This is a genomic window from Chryseobacterium sp. KLBC 52 (genome assembly GCF_003347605.1).
Taxonomy (GTDB): domain Bacteria; phylum Bacteroidota; class Bacteroidia; order Flavobacteriales; family Weeksellaceae; genus Chryseobacterium.
Window position 1 is genome coordinate 77,356 of sequence record NZ_QDFZ01000015.1, and the last position, 21,464, is coordinate 98,819.

Genomic DNA, 21,464 nt, shown 5'->3' on the forward strand with positions numbered 1-21,464 from the left:
TTTAATAAAATTATGAAATGGAATTTGAAATATAATAACTACATGTTAATTTTTTTCAACATTTATCTTAAAATTAACCTCATCTATTTCGATTTCGTTAAAATTTGAAAGTGAAGATACAATTTCTATTTTATTTGACAAGACTTCAGAAGAAATATATTCCTCATTTTTCTTAATCTCATTCAGGAAAGGAGAACTTTCTTCCAATGTGATTGAGATTCTGTCTGTCAGATCAAAGTCTTTATCTTTTCGCAGGTTTTGAATTCTGTTGATGAACTCTCTTGCGATACCTTCAGATTTTAACTCATCGGTTAACGTCAAATCTAATGCCACAGTTGTTTTTCCATCGGAAGTTACTGTCCATCCCGGGATATCTTTTGTAGAAATTTCCACATCATCAAGAGTAATCTCGTATCCCTGAACGTCTATTCTTCCTTCTTTTTCAAGACCGGCAATCTGCTCTGCAGTAAGATTGGCAATCTCGCCACCTACCACTTTCATGTCTTTTCCTAATTTAGGACCAAGCGCTTTGAAGTTAGGTTTTATTTGCTTTACAATTAAGTGAGATGCTTCTTCAGCATTGATTAGCTGTAATTCTTTCACGTTTACTTCCTGCTTGATCAGGTCTGCTACAGCAAGAATCTGCTCTTCTGCTTTAGAATCCAGTACAGGAACCAATACTTTTTGTAACGGCTGACGAACTTTTACATTTTCTTTCTTTCTCAAAGAGAAAACCATACTTGTAATGTTCTGTGCTAAATGGGTCTTTTCAACCAGATCCTGATCGATTAAACTTTCATCTGCTACCGGGAAGTTTGTTAAGTGTACAGATTCACAATTTTCTTTACCTGTTACCTTATTTAGATCCTGATACAACTGATCCATAAAGAATGGTGCAATTGGAGCAGATAATTTTGCCACTGTTTCAAGACAAGTGTATAAAGTCTGGTAAGCAGAGATCTTGTCATCAGAATAATCTCCTTTCCAGAAACGTCTTCTGCACAGTCTTACATACCAGTTGCTTAAGTTGTCGTTCACGAAGTTGCTGATTGCTCTTGCAACTCTTGTTGGTTCATAGTCTTCATAGAAAGCTTTCACTTCCTTGATCAGAAGATTCAGTTCAGAAAGAATCCATCTGTCGATTTCCGGACGGTTTTCCACTTCTTTTTCCGAATAGTTGAAGCCATCCACATTCGCATATAAAGCAAAGAATGAATAGGTATTGTAAAGTGTTCCGAAGAATTTTCTTCTTACCTCGTCAATTCCTTCAATGTCAAACTTCAGGTTTTCCCATGGGTTTGCATTCGAGATCATATACCAACGCGTTGCATCCGGTCCGTATACAGCCAGTGTTTCGAACGGATCCACAGCATTTCCTAAACGTTTTGACATTTTTTGTCCGTTCTTATCCAGAACAAGACCGTTACTCATTACATTTTTATAAGCAACTGAATCAAATACTGCAGTTCCGATAGCGTGAAGCGTATAGAACCATCCACGCGTCTGGTCAACACCTTCTGCAATGAAATCAGCAGGGAATGCTTTATTATTATCGATTAATTCTTTGTTTTCAAAAGGATAGTGCAACTGTGCATAAGGCATAGACCCTGAATCGAACCAAACGTCGATCAAGTCGCTCTCACGCTTCATTGCTTTTCCTGAATCAGAAACCAATACCACTTTGTCTACTACGTTTTTGTGAAGATCCACAAGCTCATAATTAGACTCAGACATATTTCCGATGATGAAACCTTTGAATGGATTTTCAGTCATCAGTCCTGCTGCAATTGATTTTTCGATTTCGTTGTATAATTCTTCTACAGAACCGATGATTTTTTCTTCTTTCAGGTCATCTGTTCTCCAGATTGGCAACGGAATACCCCAATATCTTGAACGGGAAAGATTCCAGTCGTTTACATTTTCCAGCCAGTTGGCAAAACGTCCTTCTCCGGTAGCTTTTGGCTTCCAGTTGATGTCTTTGTTCAGATTAACCAGTCTGTCTTTTACAGCAGTCATTTTTACAAACCAGGAATCAAGCGGATAGTACAATACCGGCTTATCTGTTCTCCAGCAGTGTGGATAAGAGTGGACATATTTTTCTACTTTGAAGGCTTTGTTCTCTGTTTTCAACAAGATCGCAAGTTCTACATCCCATGATTTCTCAGGAGCAGTTCCTTCATCGTAATATTCATTTTTGATATAAGTTCCCGAGAATACCTCAGGCACATTGTCTCCTTTGATGAATTTCCCTTGTAAGTCTACCAATGGTACAAGATTATCATTTTCGTCTTTTACCAACATTGGCGGGATCTCAGGCTGAGCCATTTTAGCAACTCTCGCATCATCCGCACCAAAAGTAGGTGCCGTGTGAACGATACCTGTACCGTCCTCAGTCGTTACAAAATCCCCTAAGATTACTCTGAATGCGTTCTCAGGATTATCATTTGGCGTAAACCAAGGAACTAATTGCTCATATCTTGTATCAACAAGTTTTTCTCCTGTAAACTCTTTTAAGATTCTGAAAGGAATTACTTTCGTTTCCGGAGTATAATTCGCAAAATCTTCATCTGTACCTTCTGTATATTTTTTACCGAAAACCTTAGGTAAAAGAACACTTGATAACACTACGGTTACAGGTTCAAATGTATATTGATTGAAGGTTTTAACTACAACATATTCAATATCTCTACCTACGGTAAGAGCCGTATTGGATGGAAGCGTCCATGGAGTTGTCGTCCATGCAAGGATATGTACATCTCCGTCAACATCATTGAACAATGCTGAAGAGTCTTTCTTTACTTTAAACTGAGCCACAACCGTTGTGTCTGAAACATCACGATAGGTGCCAGGCTGGTTAAGCTCGTGAGAAGAAAGTCCTGTCCCTGCTTTCGGAGAGTAAGGCTGGATCGTGTAGCCTTTGTATAACAAGTCTTTGCTATACAACTGCTTCAATAACCACCAAACGGTTTCCATATATTTTGACTTGTACGTGATGTACGGATCATCAAGGTCTACCCAATATCCGATTTTCTCCGTAAGGTTATTCCAAACATCGGTATAACGCATTACCGCTTCACGACAAGCTTTGTTATAGTCTTCAATAGAGATTTTTTTGCCAATATCTTCTTTCGTGATTCCTAACTCTTTTTCTACACCCAGTTCCACAGGAAGACCATGCGTATCCCAGCCAGCTTTACGGAAAACCTGCTTTCCGTTCTGAGTCTGGTAACGGCAGAAAATATCTTTCAATGCTCTTGCCATTACGTGGTGAATTCCAGGCATACCGTTTGCTGAAGGCGGACCTTCATAAAAAACAAACTCAGGATTTCCCTGACGAATCTCAACACTCTTATTGAAAGTTTTATTTTGTTTCCAAAATTCCGCTACATTCTCTGCTACGTCAATAAGGTTGAGGTTTTTGTATTCTTTAAATTGGCTCATTGTAAATATCTCAATATCGTTGATTAATTAAGTCTGCAAATTTACTAAAATTTGTCGGTTTATAATATATGTTTTATTTTGATATCTTCTATTAAAAAGTTCAATTTCAGAAATATAAATGAAGAAAGTGAGAAAAAGTGAATAGTGAATGGTGAATAAGTGAATTTTCCTGGCTGTTTTTCATATGAAATTTAATGCAATTTATTCAATAGGAGCGGGCTTTAGCCCGCTTAAATAATAAAAACAAATCCTACGGCTTTAGCCAAAACCTACAACATAATCATCTGTGAAAATCTGTGAAATCTGCGGTTAAAAAAATAAGCATAACTTAAAAATTCGTATATTTAATTAGACGTAAAACCCAAATGCTGTATGAAAATCTTTTATTACCTAATGCTTTTTGTCTGTTTTATCAACACAAGCATTGTACAAGCTCAAAATAATTATCCACAAAATTATTTCAGGAATCCACTCAACATTCCCATGCAGCTAGCAGCCAATTTTGGAGCTATCAGGACCAATCACTTTCATATGGGGCTGGATTTAAGAACCAATAGCCAGGAAAACCTTCCTGTTCTTGCAGCTGCGGATGGCTATGTAAGCAGGATAAAAGTCGAGCGCTACGGATTTGGAAATGCTGTGTACATTACTCACCCCAATGGCTATACAACAGTATATGCTCACCTGAACAAATATTTTAATGCACTTGATGAATACGTAAAGGAAAGACAATATAAAGACGAAAAGTGGGAACAGGACATCATTTTTCAACCCGGACAGTTTCCTGTGGAAAAGGGACAACAGATTGCTTTGAGCGGAAATACCGGAGGATCTGCAGGTCCGCATCTTCATTTTGAAATAAGAGATACCAAAACAGAGGAATGCCTGAACCCGTTACTTTTTGGTTTTGCCATTCCTGATAATATAGCCCCGATTATTAGCGGATTGTATTGGTATGACCGACGTTTCAGTACGTATGAACCAGGAGCGAATAGTATTACCATAAAAAAAGCGGGAAATATTTATACTGCCGGTCTCATTCAGGTAAATTCTCCGGAAATAAGTTTGGGCATTAAAGCAGTTGATAAAGCTAATCAGGGTTTTAATTTAGGTGTTTATAATGCTGACCTATTGATGGATGGAAAGCTGATTTACAGTTTTAAAATTGATAAGATTCACTATGATGATACCCGATATATCAACGGCTGTATAGATTATACCAAATTTATCAGAGATAAAATGGGAATTCAGCACCTGTCCGATTTACCGGGAATGAAACTTCAGAATTATAGTCTTCCAAATTTAACAGGAATGATCAGACTTCAGGATGAAAATGTTCATACCATTGAAATTGTTCTGAAAGACGTGAAAGGAAATACAAGCCGGTTAACAACAAAACTCCAGTTAAGCAAAACCTCAGATAAAATATCTCCTACGGCAAAAACACTAATAGCTAACGAAGCGAAAACCATTACCACAGAAAATACGGAGATTACCTTCAGTAAAAATGCCATGTATGATGCGGTAAATTTCAATGCTTATGAAAAACCGGATGCTGATCCGAATGCCGTTTCAAACAGTATTGTTTTGCAAAGTCCATACATTCCCGTTCAGGACGAATATACTTTAAAAATAAAACCGAATAGAAAATTAACCAATACAGAAAAAGATAAAGCTGTTATCCTCCTTGATTATGGCAGTGATAAAACCGTTGTCAAGGTAAAATGGAATGGTGATTGGGCAGAAGGGAAATTCAACAGATTGGGTACCGCAAAATTGTTGATTGACAATAATTTTCCATCCGTTTCATCAGGCTGGTCAGAAGGGGCATTGGTTAATAGCAGTTCTTTACTCTTAAAAGGAACAACGAAAGTGGGAGATATTATTTCATTTCGTGCCGAACTGGATGGCAAATGGTTGAGGTTTGCCCGTGTAAAAGATAATTTTGTCTACATTTTTGATGAAAAATGTCCTAAAGGAAGCGGTTCTCATACTTTAAAAGTGACAACCATCAATACTGCCGGGAATACCAATACCCAAACTTTTACGTTTCAAAGATAAAACTGTAGCTGCAATCATGAATACATTTTACATGAATACCTCCTACAATCTTGTAATTTTAAATAAATTTGCTTTTTAAAAATTAAAATCATTGGAATTTTATCCGTCAATCGAAAAAGCAGGGATTCAGGAAATCAAAATATTTCAGGAAGAAAAACTTCATGAGCTTTTGAGGTATCTTGAAACTCATTCCCCTTTTTATCAGAAACTGTTCAAAGAAAATAATATCCATATTGCTGACATTCGTACGTTGGAAGATCTTCAGAAGATTCCTACGACTACAAAAAACGATCTCCAGCAGTATAACCATGATTTTTTCTGCATAACACCGGATAAAATTGTGGATTACAGTACCACTTCCGGAACATTGGGAGATCCGGTAACTTTTGGATTGTCTGACAGTGATCTTGAAAGGCTTGCGTACAATGAAGCGATATCTTTCGCCTGTGCAGGAATTCAGAAAGGAGATGTTGTTCAGATGATTACCACCATTGATAAAAGGTTTATGGCCGGGCTTGCTTATTTTCTTGGTTTAAGAAAAATGGGTGCTAGCGTAGTGAGAATGGGTCCTGGAATTCCGGAACTGCAGTGGGATTCTATTTTCAGATACAAACCCAAATATTTGATCACCGTACCTTCTTTTCTACTTAAAATGATTGATTATGCCGAAAAACATGGATTGGATTATAAAAATTCCGGTGTGTATGGGGCTGTATGTATTGGAGAAAGCATCAAAAATCAGGATTTTACAGATAATATTCTTTCACAGAAAATCAAAGAGAAATGGGACATCAAACTCTTTTCCACCTATGCTTCTACCGAGATGAGCACCGCTTTTACAGAGTGTGAGTTCCAGATGGGAGGACATCACCACCCAGAATTGATTATTACAGAAATTCTGGATGATGAAGGAAATCCTGTAAAAGAAGGAGAAAGCGGAGAACTTACGATTACGACTTTGGGAGTGGAAGCCATTCCTTTGTTGAGGTTTAAAACCGGAGATCTTGTAAAAGCCCACTATGAGCCATGCCAGTGCGGAAGAAATACAATGAGATTAGGACCTGTTGTAGGAAGAAAGCAGCAGATGATCAAATACAAAGGAACAACGCTGTACCCACCGGCAATGAATGATATTTTGAATGATTTCAACAATATCTTATGCTATCAGATTGTTATTCAGGCTAACGAAATCGGACTTGATGAGATCATTATTAAACTAAGTACTGAAGCGGATCACGAAGGGTTTGTTAATGAAGTAAGAGACCACTTCCGTGCAAAATTAAGAGTGAGTCCGAAAATTGAAATCATAGATTTTGATGTTCTCTCTAAAACTGTTTTTAACCCAAACAGCAGAAAGCCAATCACTTTTATTGACTTAAGATAAAATTAAAATAAAGAGTGGGTAAAGATTTCCTTTTTACAATATCTTTGGGCTCTTAAATAGTAAAACTAATACACTATGAAAAAATTATTTCTGCTGCTTTTTGCAGCCATTACCACGGCAACTTTTGCCCAGGACAAAATTAATATTGAATCTGGAAATTTTGACTTTCTGAAAGATCAGACTGAGGTAAATGTTCAGTTTAAATTTGAAAACCCTCTTTTTCAGGCAGATAATTATACTGAAGCCCAGTATCTTGAAAGAAGAAAGACAGAAACGTTAGCTAAGAAAGGCGAAGAATCCTGGAAAGAATGGGATGAAGAGTGGCAAAAGCATAAAGAATCTGTTTTTTTTGATAAGTTTATTGAAGGAGTAAATGGTAAAGCGAAAAAAATAAAATTCAGTAAAGGAGCATCGGCAAAGTACACCTTGATACTGGAGACAAAATGGATCTATGCCGGATGGACAGGATTTGTAACACAACCTGGTAAATTAACCTCAGAAATGATATTTGTTGAAACTGAAAACCCATCTAAAGTGTTAGCTAAAGTTCAGGGTGATAAGATTGAAGGGATAGGAAGTAAAGGCAGTTATCGTATGGAATACGGAAGAATATCTGCAGCCTATGAAAAAACAGGAAAAGAATTAGGGAAAGCTATTAAAGATGCTTTAAAATAACAAAAAACGGTCTGAATGTTCAGACCGTTTTTTTATGCTTGATTTTGCTGTTCCTGTTTTTCCAGCTTGATCAGGTTGGCAAGGTTTTTAATAACTGTATCGTGCTTTCTCACAAAAGGATTGTCTTTATTCCAGACATAGCCTGCTAAAACAGCACAGATCTTTTTCTTTACGTCCGGATTTTCCGGTTGATGGAAGAATAATTCCTGAAGATTTCCGGTATACCATTCTTTTACATACGTTGTGAAAACATCCACTCCATATAAAATGTAGTCTGTGTATTCCTTCTGCCAGTCAATTTTTTCTCCGTTTAATTGTCTTAATGCCAGTTTTGCGGCCAGCATTCCGGATTCTGTAGCAAAAGCCATTCCTGAAGAGAATACCGGATCAAGGAATTCTGAAGCATTCCCCGTTAAAGCAAATCCGTCTCCGAATAAACTTTTTACAGAACAGGAATAATCTTTCAGATGTTTAGGTTCAAAAAGGAAATCTACGTTTCCAAAACGTTTTACATAATATTCAGAAAGAGAAATCGCTTTTCTTAAAGCTTCCGTTGTATCTCCGTTTTCAGATAATTTGTCGATATATTCAGTAGGACCTACAATTCCTAAACTTGTGTTTCCGTTGGAAAAAGGAATTACCCAAAGCCATACTTCTGTTTCAATAATGTCAAAAGAAATTAAAGTTCCTTCCTCTCCCGGTTCTCTGTTGATATCATTTACATGAGAGAAAATCGCAGAGTGAGGAGATAGTTTTGAAGGTTTCTCCAAATCAAGAAGACGAGGCAGTACTCTTCCGTAGCCGCTGGAATCGATAACAAACTTAGCATGGATCTCTTTTGTTTCTCCATCCTTGTTTCTTACCGTAGTTATAGAATCTGTTCCGTCAAATTTGATGTCTATCACTTCAGTTTCAAACTCAAGATCAATTCCCTTATTTATGACTTCCTGAGCAAGCGTATTATCAAAATCAGCTCTTGGAACCTGCCAGGTCCAGTCCCAGCCTTCTCCGAATTTGTTGCTGAAATCAAAAATGCAGACTTCCTCACCACGAAGAAAACGAGCTCCAAGCTTTTTTTCAAAGCCCATTTTGTCTAATGCAGGGAAAAGTCCGGCTTCTTCAAAGTGGTCCATTACCCTTGGAATTAAGCTTTCTCCAACTACGAGTCTGGGGAATTTTGTCTTTTCGACTACTTTTACGCTGACGTTATTGTTCTTCAGGTACGAAGAAGACACGCATCCGGAGGGTCCGGCTCCGATTACAAGAACGTCAACAAATTCTTTGCTCATCTTTGATTTTTTATTTTAATAATAACTTTTATCTTTGCCGCAAAATTAGTGACAAATAATTAATATTTTACAAAATTATCAACTATTACTTTTAATTGATGAAAATAAATAACTTTTTAGAACTGAAAGACTTTCAAAAAATTATCATTGAGAATGAAAAAATAGAACTGGATGAATCACTTTTGTCAAGAGTAGATAAAAGTTTTCAGTTTTTAAAAGAGTTTTCAAAAAATAAAGTAATATATGGTGTGAACACCGGTTTTGGGCCCATGGCTCAGTTTAAAATCAGTGATGAAGACACCCACCAGCTTCAGTATAACCTGATCAGAAGCCACTCTTCAGGAATCGGAAATCCGTTACCTGCAGAAGAAGTAAAAGCATGTATGCTGGCAAGATTGAATACCTTATCATTAGGGAATTCAGGAGTACACCAGTCTGTTATTTATCTTCTTCAGGAGCTGATCAACAGGGATATTACTCCACTGATCTTTGAACATGGAGGAGTAGGAGCAAGCGGTGACCTTGTTCAGCTGGCTCACCTGGCTTTGGTATTAATTGGAGAAGGAGAAGTTTTTTACAATGGAGAAAGAAAATCTACCAAAGAAGTTTTTGAAACTGAAGGCTTAGAACCGATCAAAGTAGAGATCCGTGAAGGTCTTGCTTTGATGAACGGGACTTCAGTGATGTCAGGAATCGGTATTGTGAATGCTTATAAAGCCAATCAGCTTACTGATATTTCTCTTAGACTTTCTTGTGCCATCAATGAGATTGTACAGGCTTATGATGATCATTTATCAGAAGCATTGAACGGAACTAAGAAACATTACGGTCAGCAGAAAGTGGCAGAAAGAATGCGTGCTCACCTGGCAGACAGTAAACTGATCAGAAAAAGAGAAGAACATCTTTATACCCATTTTGAAGAACAGGAAAAAGTATTCAAGGAAAAAGTTCAGGAATATTATTCATTAAGATGTGTTCCTCAGATTCTAGGTCCGGTATTGGATACATTGGAATACACAGAGAAAGTTCTTGAAAATGAGATCAATTCAGCGAATGATAACCCGATTATCAATGTTGAAGACCAGCATGTTTACCACGGAGGAAACTTCCACGGAGATTATATCTCTCTGGAAATGGATAAACTTAAAATTGTGGTAACCAAACTTACCATGCTTGCAGAAAGACAGTTAAACTACCTTCTGAATGCCAAAATCAACGAAATTTTGCCTCCTTTTGTCAATTTAGGTAAATTAGGTTTCAATTTCGGGATGCAGGGAGTACAATTTACGGCAACTTCTACTACAGCAGAAAGCCAGATGTTGTCAAACCCTATGTATGTTCACAGTATTCCAAACAATAATGATAATCAGGATATCGTTAGTATGGGAACAAACGCTGCTGTAATTTGCAGAAAAGTCATTGAAAATGCCTTTGAAGTTTTGGCTATTGAAGCGATTACCATTATTCAGGCGGTTGAATATCTTGGATTCCAGGATAAGGTTTCATCCTCTACAAAAGAACTGTATGATGATATCAGAAAAATTATTCCTGCTTTCTCAGACGATATGGTCATGTATCCGTATCTGGAGGAAGTAAAGAAATATCTGAAAGGAATGTAACTATTGGTTGCCATCAATTGTCTTTTAAAAAAGGCTTCCAGCATCAACTTAAAAAACTAAAAACGATATAAACACTAACGCATGAAATGTGCAATTGTAACAGGAGGCTCCAGAGGAATCGGGAGAGCAATCTGTATAAAACTGGCTGAAGAGAAAAACTATCACATCCTTATCAACTACGCTTCAAATGAAACGGCAGCAAACGAAACGTTGGCTAAAGTGAAAGAATTGGGCGCTACCGGAGAAATTCTTAAATTTGATGTAGGAAACCCCGAAGAAACACAAGCTGTTTTAACGGAATGGCAGGAGAAAAATCCTGATGCCGTGGTAGAAGTGATCGTCAATAATGCCGGAATCACAAGAGACGGTCTTTTTATGTGGATGCAGAAGGAAGACTGGAACAGTGTAATCAATACAAGTCTGGACGGATTTTTCAATGTGACCAATTTTTTTATTCAAAAGCTGCTTCGTAATAAATACGGAAGAATCATTAATATGGTTTCTGTATCGGGAGTAAAAGGAACCGCTGGTCAAACGAATTATTCTGCTGCGAAAGGTGCTTTGGTGGGAGCTACAAAAGCTCTTGCTCAGGAAGTTGCCAAAAGAAATGTTACCGTCAATGCTGTTGCTCCTGGTTTCATCAAAACAGATATGACTCAGGAATTCAATGAAGAAGAACTGAAAGCAATGATTCCTGCCAACAGATTCGGAGAAGCTGAAGAAGTGGCGGATCTTGTAGCATTTTTAGCATCTAAAAAATCTTCTTACATTACAGGAGAAGTGATTAATATTAACGGAGGAATTTATTCATAACATGGAAAATAGGGTTGTAATTACCGGAATGGGAATTTATTCCTGCATCGGGACGTCTTTAGAAGAGGTCAGGGAATCCCTATATCAAGGAAAATCCGGTATTGTTTTAGATCAGGACAGAAAAGAATTTGGTTTCAGGTCTGGCCTTACGGGAGTAGTTCCGAAGCCTGACCTGAAAAATCTTTTAAACAGACGCCAGCGTGTCAGTATGGGAGAGGAGAGCGAATATGCTTATCTTGCTACATTGGATGCTTTAAAACAGGCGAATCTGGATGAAGAATTCCTAGATGCTCATGAAGTGGGGATCTTATACGGAAATGACAGTGTTTCCCAGGCAGTCGTAGAATCTATCGATATTGCAAGGGAAAAGAAAGATACAACATTGATGGGATCGGGAGCGATCTTCAAATCAATGAACTCAACGGTAACGATGAACCTTTCAACCATTTTTAAACTGAAAGGAATCAATCTTACCATCAGCGCAGCATGCGCAAGCGGTTCCCATTCTTTGGGACTGGCTTATATGATGATCAAAAATGGTTTTCAGGATATGATTATCTGTGGGGGTGCTCAGGAAACCAACAAATATTCCATGGCGAGCTTTGACGGATTGGGAGTGTTCTCAGCCAGAGAAGATGAGCCTACAAAAGCATCCAGACCTTTCGATGCAGAAAGAGACGGATTGATTCCAAGTGGCGGAGCAGCCAGTCTGATCGTTGAAAGCTTAGAATCTGCCCAAAGAAGAGGCGCTCCGATTATTGCCGAGATTATCGGTTACGGTTTTTCTTCCAACGGAGGTCATATTTCAACGCCTAATGTAGACGGGCCGGCTTTAGCAATGGACAGAGCCTTAAAACAGTCAGGATTAAAAGCTTCAGACATCGATTATATCAACGCTCATGCAACTTCTACTCCAATTGGTGATGCCAACGAAGCGAAAGCCATCTATGAGATCTTCGGTAGCGAAGTTCCGGTAAGTTCTACTAAATCAATGACCGGACACGAGTGCTGGATGGCAGGTGCAAGTGAAGTTATCTACTCCATTCTGATGATGCAGAACGATTTTGTGGCTCCCAATATCAATCTGGAAAACCCTGATAATGAAGCACAAAAGATAAATTTAGTCGCAAAAACAAAAAATCAAAAAATTGATGTATTTTTGTCGAATTCTTTTGGGTTTGGGGGAACCAATTCTGCACTAATAGTTAAAAAATTTGATTAAAAACATGGAAAGGGAAAAAATTGTTGCTATTGTTAATGATTTTCTTGTCAACGAATTCGAGGTAGACGGAGACGAAATCAGTAACGATGCCAACCTTAAAAATACACTGGGCTTAGACAGCTTAGATTATATCGACATGGTAGTCGTGATTGAATCCAATTTCGGGGTGAAATTAGGAGAAGCAGATTTCAAAAAAATGGTAACATTTGATGATTTCTATACAACGATTGAACATAAGATTGCTGAAAAAAACGCGTAGTTATTGAGTAAATCTTTATTCTATAAAATGTGCCAATGTAACAATATCACAGTGATCCGGTAACGGACACTTCAAAAAGGTATTATTACATTGGCTCTCTGTTATATTAAATTATAGATATGAACAAATGGAAAGGTAAATCTAAAGGAACAGTACTCGGATACAGAATATTCGTCTGGTGTATTAGAAATATCGGGATCAGAAGTTCATATGGTGTGCTGTATTTTGTAGCAGCCTATTACTCCCTGTTTCAGACGAAAAGCAACCAATACATTCTTTATTATTTTCAGAAAAGACTGAACTACGGATACTGGAAATCCAAAGCTTCTATTTTTAAAAGCTATTTTACTTTCGGAAAAGTTTTAATTGATAAAACCGCGATTTCTGCCGGACTCAGAGAAAAATATACTTATGAGTTTGACGGTATTGAAAACCTCAGAAATCTTTTAGCCGCTAAAAAAGGAGGAGTGCTGATCAGTGCCCATATCGGTAATTTTGAAATTGCGGAGCATTTTTTTGCTGATATTGATTTCGACTGTCAGATCAATCTGGTCACTACAGATCAGGAAGTTACCGTCATCAAGGAATATCTTGAAAGTGTTGCTGTAAAAGAGAGCAATATCAAGTTCATTTATGTAAAAGACGACATGTCTCATATCTTTGAGATCAATCAGGCTTTGTCCAATAATGAGCTTATCTGCTTTACCGGAGACCGTTATTTCGAAGGATCCAAATATCTGGAGGCAGAACTGTTGGGAAAAAGTGCAAAATTTCCGGCCGGCCCGTTTTTGATCGCTTCAAGATTAGGTGTTCCGGTAGTATATGTTTATGTGATGAAAGAGAATAATCTTCATTACCATCTGTATGCAAGAGTGGCACAGAATATCAAGAACCGGGATTCACAAGGGCTTTTACAGTCGTATGTGCAAAATCTTGAAACTATGGTGAAAAAATACCCGCTTCAATGGTTTAATTATTTTGATTTTTGGGATGATGTTGATTAATTTTTCTATTTTTATCCCATAAAACGAATAAAAACTAAAACCATTAAGATGTACCGAGGTTTAAGATAACCAAAAAAAATTCTTTGCTTACTTTACGAAAGTAATCTTTAAATATCTTAAATTCCCTGTTTCTTAATTATTAAAAGCACATTCTCTTTTGAAGAAAGAATATGACATACTTGTAATCGGCAGCGGATTGGGAGGTCTTGTTTCAGCTCTTATTTTAGCGAAAGAAGGTCTGAAAGTATGCGTTCTGGAGAAAAATAACCAATATGGAGGAAATCTGCAGACCTTTTCAAGAGATAAACTTATTTTTGATACCGGAGTCCATTATCTTGGAGGTTTATCCAAAGGACAGAATCTGAACCAGTTTTTTTCCTATCTTGAAATCATGGATGATCTTGAGCTTCAGTTGATGGATGAAGACGGCTATGACAGAATCAGTTTTGGAGAAGATGAAATAGAATATCCTCATGCACAGGGCTATCAGAATTTTGTTGAACAGCTTTCAAAGTATTTTCCCGAAGAAAAAGAAAATCTTGAAACCTATTGTGAAGAAATTCAGTATGTATGCAGCCAGTTTCCCAGATATCATGTGGTGGGAAAAGATAATTACAACGAAGAAATCCTGCACCTCAATACTAAAAGATTCATTGAGTCTGTTACCCATAATAAAAAACTGCAGTCGGTTTTATTAGGTTCCAACTTTTTATATGCCGGAGACTCAGAGAATGTTCCCTTTTATGTACATGCTTTGACGGTAAATTCTTATATCCAAAGTGCTTACAAATGTGTGAAAGGAGGAAGCCAGATTTCTAAACTTTTAATCAGAAAACTTCGGGAATATGGAGCCGAAGTACACAAGCATTCGGAAGTTTCAGAATTTGTTTTTAATGAAAATAATACACTGACCTCTGTTAAAACAAAAAAAGGAAAAGAATACACCGCCAAACAATTTATTTCAAATATAGAAATCCGTTCCACCATTAAACTTATTGGTGAAGAAAGACTTAAAAAGTCCTTTCTGAACAGGGTTTTAAGCTGGAAGCCGGTTTCATCGTGCTTTAGCATTTACCTTGTTTTAAAACCTCACTATCTTCCGAATTTTAATTATAACAGATATCATTACTCTTCTGAAGAACAGGTTTGGAATGCATTCCAATACCGGAAAGAAACATGGCCGGAAACGTTTATGCTTTCTTCTACACCTTCGAAACGTCATCCTGAATTCGCAGAAAGTCTGACGGCGATATCGTATATGGATTTTGATGAGGTTAAAGAATGGGAAAATACCTTCAATACCGTTGCCGATGAACATGAAAGAGGAAATGCTTATGAAAGATTTAAGCTTGAAAAAACAGAAAAAATGCTTGATGCGCTGGAAAAGAAAATTCCGAATGTAAGGCATGCCATTAAAACACTCTATACTTCCTCTCCTTTGTCTTATCGGGACTATATCGGGAATTGTGAAGGAAATATGTATGGATACATGAAAAGCTCGGAGAATCCCCTTAAAACGATGGTTTCTCCCCGTACCAAAATTGACAATCTTTTTCTGACCGGACAATCCGTGAATATGCATGGGATTTTAGGCGTTACTATCGGAGCTTTTAACACCTGTGCTGAGATTATCGGAAAAGAAACGATAGACATGCGGCTGACTCAAATGATTAATAAAAACTAAAGTGAAAAAAACTAAAACCATTTATTCATCTCACAAAAGAATTTTTCTTTATCTCACTTTTTGTGTTTTCCTCACATCTTGCGGAATCTCAAAGTCTGTCAAACATATTCCCGAAGTACAACAATATGCTCTGGAAGTTCCGAAAGTAAACCAGATCAATGACAGTACATTCAGCTACAATCAGAATTATCTTACCAAAAACAAACAGCAGCTCTGGGAACTTTATATTAAAGGAAACCCTTTGCAGCTCGGATATAACAGCGGAGCATTGACGCAAAGCTTAATGCAGAAACAGGAAAACATTTTCTTTTCAAAAGTGGAAGGTTTTGTACCCTCAAAATTCAGGCAAGGACTGCTAAGAGGTTTTTTAAAATGGTACAACAGAAAAATGTACCTCAATGTAAGAGAAGATTATCAGGCAGAATTATTTGGCTTGTCACAGTATTCATCCGATCAGTATGACTTTATTGCTCCCAAATATTTAAGAAACCTTTACCTGCACGGAGCTCATGATATCGGGCATGCCATGCAGGATCTTGCCATGGTAGGATGTACATCTCTTGCTGTATGGAATGAGAATACGGAAGATGGAGAATTGTTGATTGGAAGAAATTTCGACTTTTATGTGGGAGACGATTTTGCTAAAAATAAATTGGTAGAATTTGTGCAACCCGAAGAAGGAATTCCCTATATGTCGGTAAGCTGGCCGGGAATGATTGGTGTGGTTTCAGGAATGAATAAAGAAGGAATTACTGTGACCATTAATGCCGGAAAATCAAAAATTCCTTTAACGGCAAAGACTCCGATTTCCCTGGTTACAAGAGAGATATTACAGTATGCAAAAAATATAGAAGAAGCTATTGCCATTGCTCAAAAAAGAAAGGTATTTGTTTCAGAATCCATTCTTGTGGGAAGTGCAGCAGATAAAAATGCAGTCATTATTGAAGTTTCACCTAAAAATTTCGGAGTGTACAGCGTGCAGAATACCAGCAGAGTTCTTTGCACCAATCATTTCCAGTCTGAAGCTTATAAAGATGACAAAAGAAATCAGAAGCAGATTGAAGAAAGCCATTCTAAATACCGCTATGAAAAACTTCAGGAGCTTTTGCAGAAAGAAAAGAAGATCACTCCCGAAAAGATGGCTTCCATTTTAAGAAATAAATCCGGTTTAAAAGAGGAAAGTATCGGTTACGGTAATGAAAAAGCACTCAATCAGCTATTAGCTCACCATGCCGTTATATTTTCACCTCAGAAAAAACTGGTTTGGGTTTCTTCCAATCCTTATCAGCTTGGAGAATTTGTTTGTTATGACCTGACTGAGATTTTTTCCGGTAAACAGTTATCGCAAAGTCTGCTGGCCAAAACAGAACTGAATATTGCAAGAGATCCGTTTGCTGATTCTGAAGAATTTCAACACTATGAACTGTCCAAATTGTACGGTAAAGAAATCAACGAGGCCGCTGATGATAAAAACACGCTGTTGACAGATGATGTAATCCCATCGTATCAGGCTATGAACCCCGATTTTTGGCTGGTCTATTATCAATCAGGAAAGTATTATTTTAGCAAAAAAGAATATTCGAAGGCAAAGATGGAGTTTGAGAAAGCATTGACGAAAGAAATTACAACAGTTCCCGACAGAAAAGATGTTGAAAAATACCTGAAGAAAACTTTAAAGAAACTGAAATGATCCCCAAATATATAAAACTGCTGTTCTGTATTCCTTTTGTTATTATCATCTGCTATTCTGTGTATTTGTGCACCGTTTACAGCTCAATACCTGACACCATTACTATTCACGGGTACGGAAGTATGAAGGACAATTATGGAAGCAAAATCTTTCTTGTGTTTCCCGTATTGATGAATCTGGCTGTTCTTTTATTTATCTGGTTGATCATCAGAAGGCCTGATAAAATAAAATTTACTTTTGAAATCAATGAGGAGGAAAGAGAAAAAACATATCATATCACCCAGCTCGCTCTGGTTATTATTTCGATATTTGTTACCATCATGATGACACCACTATCATTTGCTGATGTGGTCTTTAAATAATTGATTATGAAAAAACTTTTAACCTTATTCTTTACCGCATTAGCTCTGTTATCATTTTCCCAGGACAGAAAAGAGATCGGAAATACTTTCATTAAAGCTTTGCTTATAGATAAAAATGCGGAAAAAGCACATTCTTATTTCGATCCTTCCGTAGCAGGGCAAATTCCGGTGGATCAGCTTAAAGCCATTCCAGAACAGCTTCATAGCCAGGTTGGAGGATTTAAAAATATCCTTGAAGTAAATAATGAAGGAAACACCTACTATTACTATTCCGAATTTGAAAAAACAAAACTTGACATTCAAATTACTTTTGGAGATAATAATAAAATGCTGGGTTTCTTTTTAGTTCCGCATAAAACATTTGAAAAACCAGACGAGAAAACCACACTTAAAATAAAAAGTGATGGAATTGAACTGAATGGAACGTTGTTGCTTCCTCCTTCCAACAATAAAAAGAAACTGGTTATTTTCGTTCATGGCTCAGGAGCACATGACAGAGACGAAACCATTGGGGAAAACAAGCCGTTTAAAGACATTGCAGAATATCTTTTAGCCAACGGAATTTCTTCTTACCGATATGATAAAAGAACCTATTCCTACCCTGAGACATTTAATGAAAAATCTACTGTAGAAGCGGAAACGATCAATGATGCCGTAAACGCAGCTCTTTATTTTAAAAATAATGCTGATTATAAAGGATATCAGATTATCATTCTTGGGCATAGCCAGGGAGCGTATATGATGCCAAAAATTGCCGAAAAGGCTCAGGTTTCAAAATATGTTTTTATGGCTGGAAATGCGAGACCATTGCAGGATTTATTAGTGGAACAGTATGATTATCTTCATGCTTTAGATCCAGCTAAATTTCCTGCTGAGGCTGTTCAGAAAGTGAAAAAGGAGGTAGCATTTTTAAATTCGTCTAAATTTAATGTAAGTTCACCTTCATCAGAGCTTCCTTTGGGACAATCTGCATCCTATTGGAAATATTTGAAGGATTACAATCAGCTTAATGAAGTTAAAAAAGTAAAAGCTCCCATGTTTTTTGCACAGGGCGGAAGAGATTATCAGGTAACTGAGAAAGATTTCAGCCTTTGGAAAGAAACATTGAAAAATGATAAGACTGCTGTATTTAAGTTTTATCCTACATTAAGTCACTTATTCATTGCAGGTTCTGGAAAACCCTCTCCAAAAGACTATGAAACGAAAGGGAAAGTGGATGAACAGTTTTTAAAAGATTTGGTTCAATTTATTCTGTAATAATGTATTCAACGTAAAATAGAAAATAATATTCATTGTGATAGGCCTGGAACTTTATTCCGGGCTTTTTAGTTGTTTTCCGGGCTTACTTTATTCAGAAACAAAAAAGAAGCTATTCCTGCAACAGCAGAAAGTGTGGTGCTTAAAATAAAACTGCCGATAACATATTGCAGAAGATTGTTCTTAATCAGCTCAAAGTTTAAATCCTGATTTAATAGATCACTATCACCACTTACAAATGGTGCTCCCAGAAATAGAGAGGCTGCAATAATAAAAGGAATAAAAGGAGGGAGACTTACATTGGAGGCTACAAATGCAAGGACTTTATTGAGTTTAAAAAGTACAGATAAGCTGATCACCAGAAGCGTCTGAAATCCCCAGAAAGGTGAAAGTCCTATAAAAACTCCCAGTGCTATAGAAAATGCTTTCGTACGGTTACTTCCGTCACTTTCTAACACGTCTTCCTGTATGAATCTTTTAAAGCTTTTTTTTTTGAAATTATTCACGAAATTTCTCGGAATAATATAAAGTAGAGTAATCGTTACCAGAATCGTATTCAGAATACTGATTCTCGTAAAATCTTTGAAAGGTCTGAAATGCGAAACCCGCTCCGCCGGATCATATAAAACCTTAATCGGAACATTTTTTACCGGAACATGCCTCCATGCAGTTCTTACAATGATTTCGATCTCAAATTCAAACTTAGGCGTAAAGTATTTTTTTGGAATTTTATGCAAAGGATAAAGCCTGTAGCCGGACTGTGTATCTTCCAGCTTGATACCGGTTTCAAACCAGAACCAGAAATTGGAAAAACGGTTTCCGAAACTGCTTTTCTTAGGAATACCATCCTGAGACATATTTCTGTTTCCGATCAGAAGAACTTCCTCTTTTTCCTGAAGAAGGGCTTCTACAAATACCGGAATATCATCCGGATAATGCTGCCCATCCGAATCGATGGTGATGGCGTAATCATATCCTGACTTCTTTGCTGCTCTGAAACCTGTTTTAAGACCATTTCCTTTTCCTTTGTTCTGCGGAAGGGAAATCACCGTAATCTGAGGATATTGAGAAAGAATCTGTACGGTAGAATCTGTAGAACCATCATTGACCACGATAATACTTTCGGTGTAGTCGAGAACGCCGTCAATAACCCTCTTCAGGGTTTTTTCATTATTGTAGGTAGGTATTAAAACGCATATCTTCTTTTCGGAAATAGCGTCTTGTACTTCAGCAAGCAACATTTTTTTATTTTAAAGTGGCTCTTTCAGCCTCTGTCATGGTTTTAGACTGCATTGCAAACCTTTTGATATAGCTTTTTAATGCTGTATTCTGTTTGCTGTAATTGTTCAACAGGAATGCTTTATCATCTTTCAAACTTCCACGATATCCTACAATTTTCGGAATATTTTCCTGAACGCTCATTCTGATCAGACGTAATTCCGCATTATTAGGATTGCTTTTGATAATGCTTTCAAGACTTGTTGCTCCTGTTTTTACCAGTGATTTTCTGTTGCTTTTAGCAATTTTTGCCTCCATAATCTTTGCTGCTGCCTTGTATCCTGCAGTGACTGCATCAGAACCGGATTGTTTGTCCGCTGTTTCAATGAAGTTTTGTGTATTGCTATTAGATTCATTGGCTTTAGCATAGCTGTTTCTCAAGGTTTCAAGATCAGATTGAAAGAAAAAAACAAATGCTGCTATGAATGATAAGATTAGTTTCATGACGATATTTTTTTATAGCTTACAGACAATTTCAATGCAATAGTCTCGCCAAAAGAAGTCGTGTTTTTTACTTTAACATCTTCTTCATTTTCAGCAATATCCAGGTTAAGTACCAGATCAGGTGTTTCAAAAGGATTGATAATTGCCATGAACTTTACATTGGAAGCTGTTTTCAGAAATAACTTTGAACCTGTAAATTCCTCAGTCAGTTCCTTAATAATCTGCATCATACAAACACCTGGAGTTACCGGATTTCCAGGGAAATGCCCTTTGAAAATCTCGTGGTCTTTATTCAGGTGAATATGAGCGGTAAATTTTCCGTCTTCTGTCTTATCGTATGATGTTAAAGTATAAAAATCTGTAAGAATCGTTTGCATGATCTTATTTTTTAAGATTAAATGTATAATACATTCCCACCTGGAATGTTACGTTGGTATTGTCATTGTTAATATGTACAAAACCTTTTTTAATTCGGGCCTCAACGCCTATATTTTTTGTAATATCATAACCGGCTCCAAATAACAGTCCCAAATCTGCCTCAATAGGGGAATCGATATTTTTATGATCTGTCAGAAGTTCCAAGGTCGGACCAAAATGAATATTAAACTTTTCAAAATAGAATTTATTCACTACTGCTCCTCCTACATAAGAAAGTGTCGCTGTTTTTGAAGAAACAGCAGGATTCTGGCTTTCAAATCTTGCGCCCTGGCGGGTATAATAAATTTCCGGCTGAAGAGCATAGAATTTTGCAAACCGGATATTGGCCTGGAAACCTATGTAGAAATCCACTTTTGATTTGATATCATAAGCATTGGTACCATAGTGATATCCCTGATTGTCATTATAATAAAAGGACTCATAAGCAGGTCCGTCAGAGATATGTGAAATATTGGCACCTACTCTGATTCCCGGATTGAAAGTGACCTGGGCAAAAGATAAGGCGGAGAAAAGTGCAAAAAGCAAGAAATATATTTTTTTCATG

Annotated in this window: 18 protein-coding genes; 12 read left to right on the top strand and 6 right to left on the bottom strand. The window is 37.1% G+C overall.

Annotated elements, in window-relative coordinates; translation table 11 throughout:
* Positions 1 to 45: 45 nt before the first annotated feature.
* The gene (gene ileS / locus DDF69_RS16195; protein ID WP_114821686.1) at positions 46 to 3,441 is read right to left on the bottom strand and encodes an isoleucine--tRNA ligase; all 3,396 of its coding nucleotides are present in this window, start codon (positions 3,439 to 3,441) and stop codon (positions 46 to 48) included.
* Positions 3,442 to 3,813: 372 nt separating this feature from the next.
* Between ileS and DDF69_RS16200 the strand changes: the two genes are divergently transcribed.
* The 3 genes from DDF69_RS16200 to DDF69_RS16210 all read left to right on the top strand — a co-directional run bounded on the left by DDF69_RS16200 (position 3,814) and on the right by DDF69_RS16210 (position 7,561).
* A complete protein-coding gene (locus DDF69_RS16200; protein WP_114821687.1) occupies positions 3,814 to 5,502 on the top strand; it encodes a M23 family metallopeptidase in 1,689 nt (562 codons plus the stop codon).
* Between the two features lie 91 nt (positions 5,503 to 5,593).
* The gene (locus tag DDF69_RS16205; protein ID WP_114821688.1) at positions 5,594 to 6,886 is read left to right on the top strand and encodes a phenylacetate--CoA ligase family protein; all 1,293 of its coding nucleotides are present in this window, start codon (positions 5,594 to 5,596) and stop codon (positions 6,884 to 6,886) included.
* A gap of 75 nt (positions 6,887 to 6,961) precedes the next feature.
* On the top strand, positions 6,962 to 7,561 hold the full coding sequence (locus DDF69_RS16210) for a hypothetical protein (RefSeq protein WP_114821689.1): 600 nt from the start codon (positions 6,962 to 6,964) through the stop codon (positions 7,559 to 7,561).
* 32 nt (positions 7,562 to 7,593) lie between these two features.
* Here the strand turns inward: DDF69_RS16210 and DDF69_RS16215 are convergent, their stop codons facing one another.
* Complete coding sequence (locus DDF69_RS16215) at positions 7,594 to 8,850, bottom strand: NAD(P)/FAD-dependent oxidoreductase (RefSeq protein ID WP_114821690.1); 1,257 nt, start codon at positions 8,848 to 8,850, stop codon at positions 7,594 to 7,596.
* Between the two features lie 98 nt (positions 8,851 to 8,948).
* Between DDF69_RS16215 and hutH the strand changes: the two genes are divergently transcribed.
* The 9 genes from hutH to DDF69_RS16260 all read left to right on the top strand — a co-directional run bounded on the left by hutH (position 8,949) and on the right by DDF69_RS16260 (position 18,760).
* Positions 8,949 to 10,469 (top strand): histidine ammonia-lyase, encoded by a 1,521-nt coding sequence (gene hutH, locus DDF69_RS16220; RefSeq protein ID WP_185144360.1) that lies wholly within the window; start codon positions 8,949 to 8,951, stop codon positions 10,467 to 10,469.
* An 81-nt stretch (positions 10,470 to 10,550) separates the two neighbouring features.
* Positions 10,551 to 11,282 carry a 3-oxoacyl-ACP reductase FabG gene (gene fabG / locus DDF69_RS16225; RefSeq protein ID WP_114821692.1) on the top strand — a complete coding sequence of 244 codons (732 nt, stop codon included), beginning with the start codon at positions 10,551 to 10,553 and terminating at the stop codon, positions 11,280 to 11,282.
* A gap of 1 nt (position 11,283) precedes the next feature.
* Positions 11,284 to 12,504, top strand: coding sequence for a beta-ketoacyl-[acyl-carrier-protein] synthase family protein (locus DDF69_RS16230; protein WP_114821693.1), 1,221 nt, complete (start codon positions 11,284 to 11,286; stop codon positions 12,502 to 12,504).
* 4 nt (positions 12,505 to 12,508) lie between these two features.
* Positions 12,509 to 12,763, top strand: coding sequence for an acyl carrier protein (locus DDF69_RS16235; protein WP_034692469.1), 255 nt, complete (start codon positions 12,509 to 12,511; stop codon positions 12,761 to 12,763).
* Between the two features lie 119 nt (positions 12,764 to 12,882).
* Entirely contained in the window at positions 12,883 to 13,767 is an 885-nt protein-coding gene (locus DDF69_RS16240; protein ID WP_114821694.1) for a lipid A biosynthesis acyltransferase, read from the top strand.
* 157 nt (positions 13,768 to 13,924) lie between these two features.
* Positions 13,925 to 15,451: a phytoene desaturase family protein gene (locus DDF69_RS16245; protein WP_114821695.1), complete on the top strand. Its 1,527-nt coding sequence runs from the start codon at positions 13,925 to 13,927 to the stop codon at positions 15,449 to 15,451.
* Between the two features lies 1 nt (position 15,452).
* Complete coding sequence (locus tag DDF69_RS16250) at positions 15,453 to 17,141, top strand: C45 family autoproteolytic acyltransferase/hydolase (RefSeq protein WP_228412019.1); 1,689 nt, start codon at positions 15,453 to 15,455, stop codon at positions 17,139 to 17,141.
* Positions 17,138 to 17,503 (top strand): hypothetical protein, encoded by a 366-nt coding sequence (locus DDF69_RS16255; protein ID WP_114821696.1) that lies wholly within the window; start codon positions 17,138 to 17,140, stop codon positions 17,501 to 17,503. Before DDF69_RS16250 ends, DDF69_RS16255 begins: the two co-directional genes overlap by 4 nt.
* Before the next feature lie 6 nt (positions 17,504 to 17,509).
* Positions 17,510 to 18,760 (top strand): DUF3887 domain-containing protein, encoded by a 1,251-nt coding sequence (locus DDF69_RS16260; protein WP_228412020.1) that lies wholly within the window; start codon positions 17,510 to 17,512, stop codon positions 18,758 to 18,760.
* Between the two features lie 68 nt (positions 18,761 to 18,828).
* Here DDF69_RS16260 and DDF69_RS16265 read toward each other — a convergent pair whose 3' ends face one another.
* Genes DDF69_RS16265 through DDF69_RS16280 form a run of 4 tightly spaced genes read right to left on the bottom strand, consistent with a single transcriptional unit; the run spans position 18,829 to position 21,463 of the window.
* Positions 18,829 to 20,001, bottom strand: coding sequence for a DUF2062 domain-containing protein (locus DDF69_RS16265; protein ID WP_114821698.1), 1,173 nt, complete (start codon positions 19,999 to 20,001; stop codon positions 18,829 to 18,831).
* 4 nt (positions 20,002 to 20,005) lie between these two features.
* Positions 20,006 to 20,482, bottom strand: coding sequence for a hypothetical protein (locus tag DDF69_RS16270; protein WP_114821699.1), 477 nt, complete (start codon positions 20,480 to 20,482; stop codon positions 20,006 to 20,008).
* Positions 20,479 to 20,859, bottom strand: coding sequence for a 3-hydroxyacyl-ACP dehydratase (locus DDF69_RS16275; RefSeq protein ID WP_114821700.1), 381 nt, complete (start codon positions 20,857 to 20,859; stop codon positions 20,479 to 20,481). The genes DDF69_RS16270 and DDF69_RS16275 overlap by 4 nt, the downstream gene beginning before the upstream one ends.
* A 4-nt stretch (positions 20,860 to 20,863) precedes the next feature.
* Entirely contained in the window at positions 20,864 to 21,463 is a 600-nt protein-coding gene (locus DDF69_RS16280) for an outer membrane beta-barrel protein (protein ID WP_114821701.1), read from the bottom strand.
* Position 21,464: the final 1 nt, after the last annotated feature.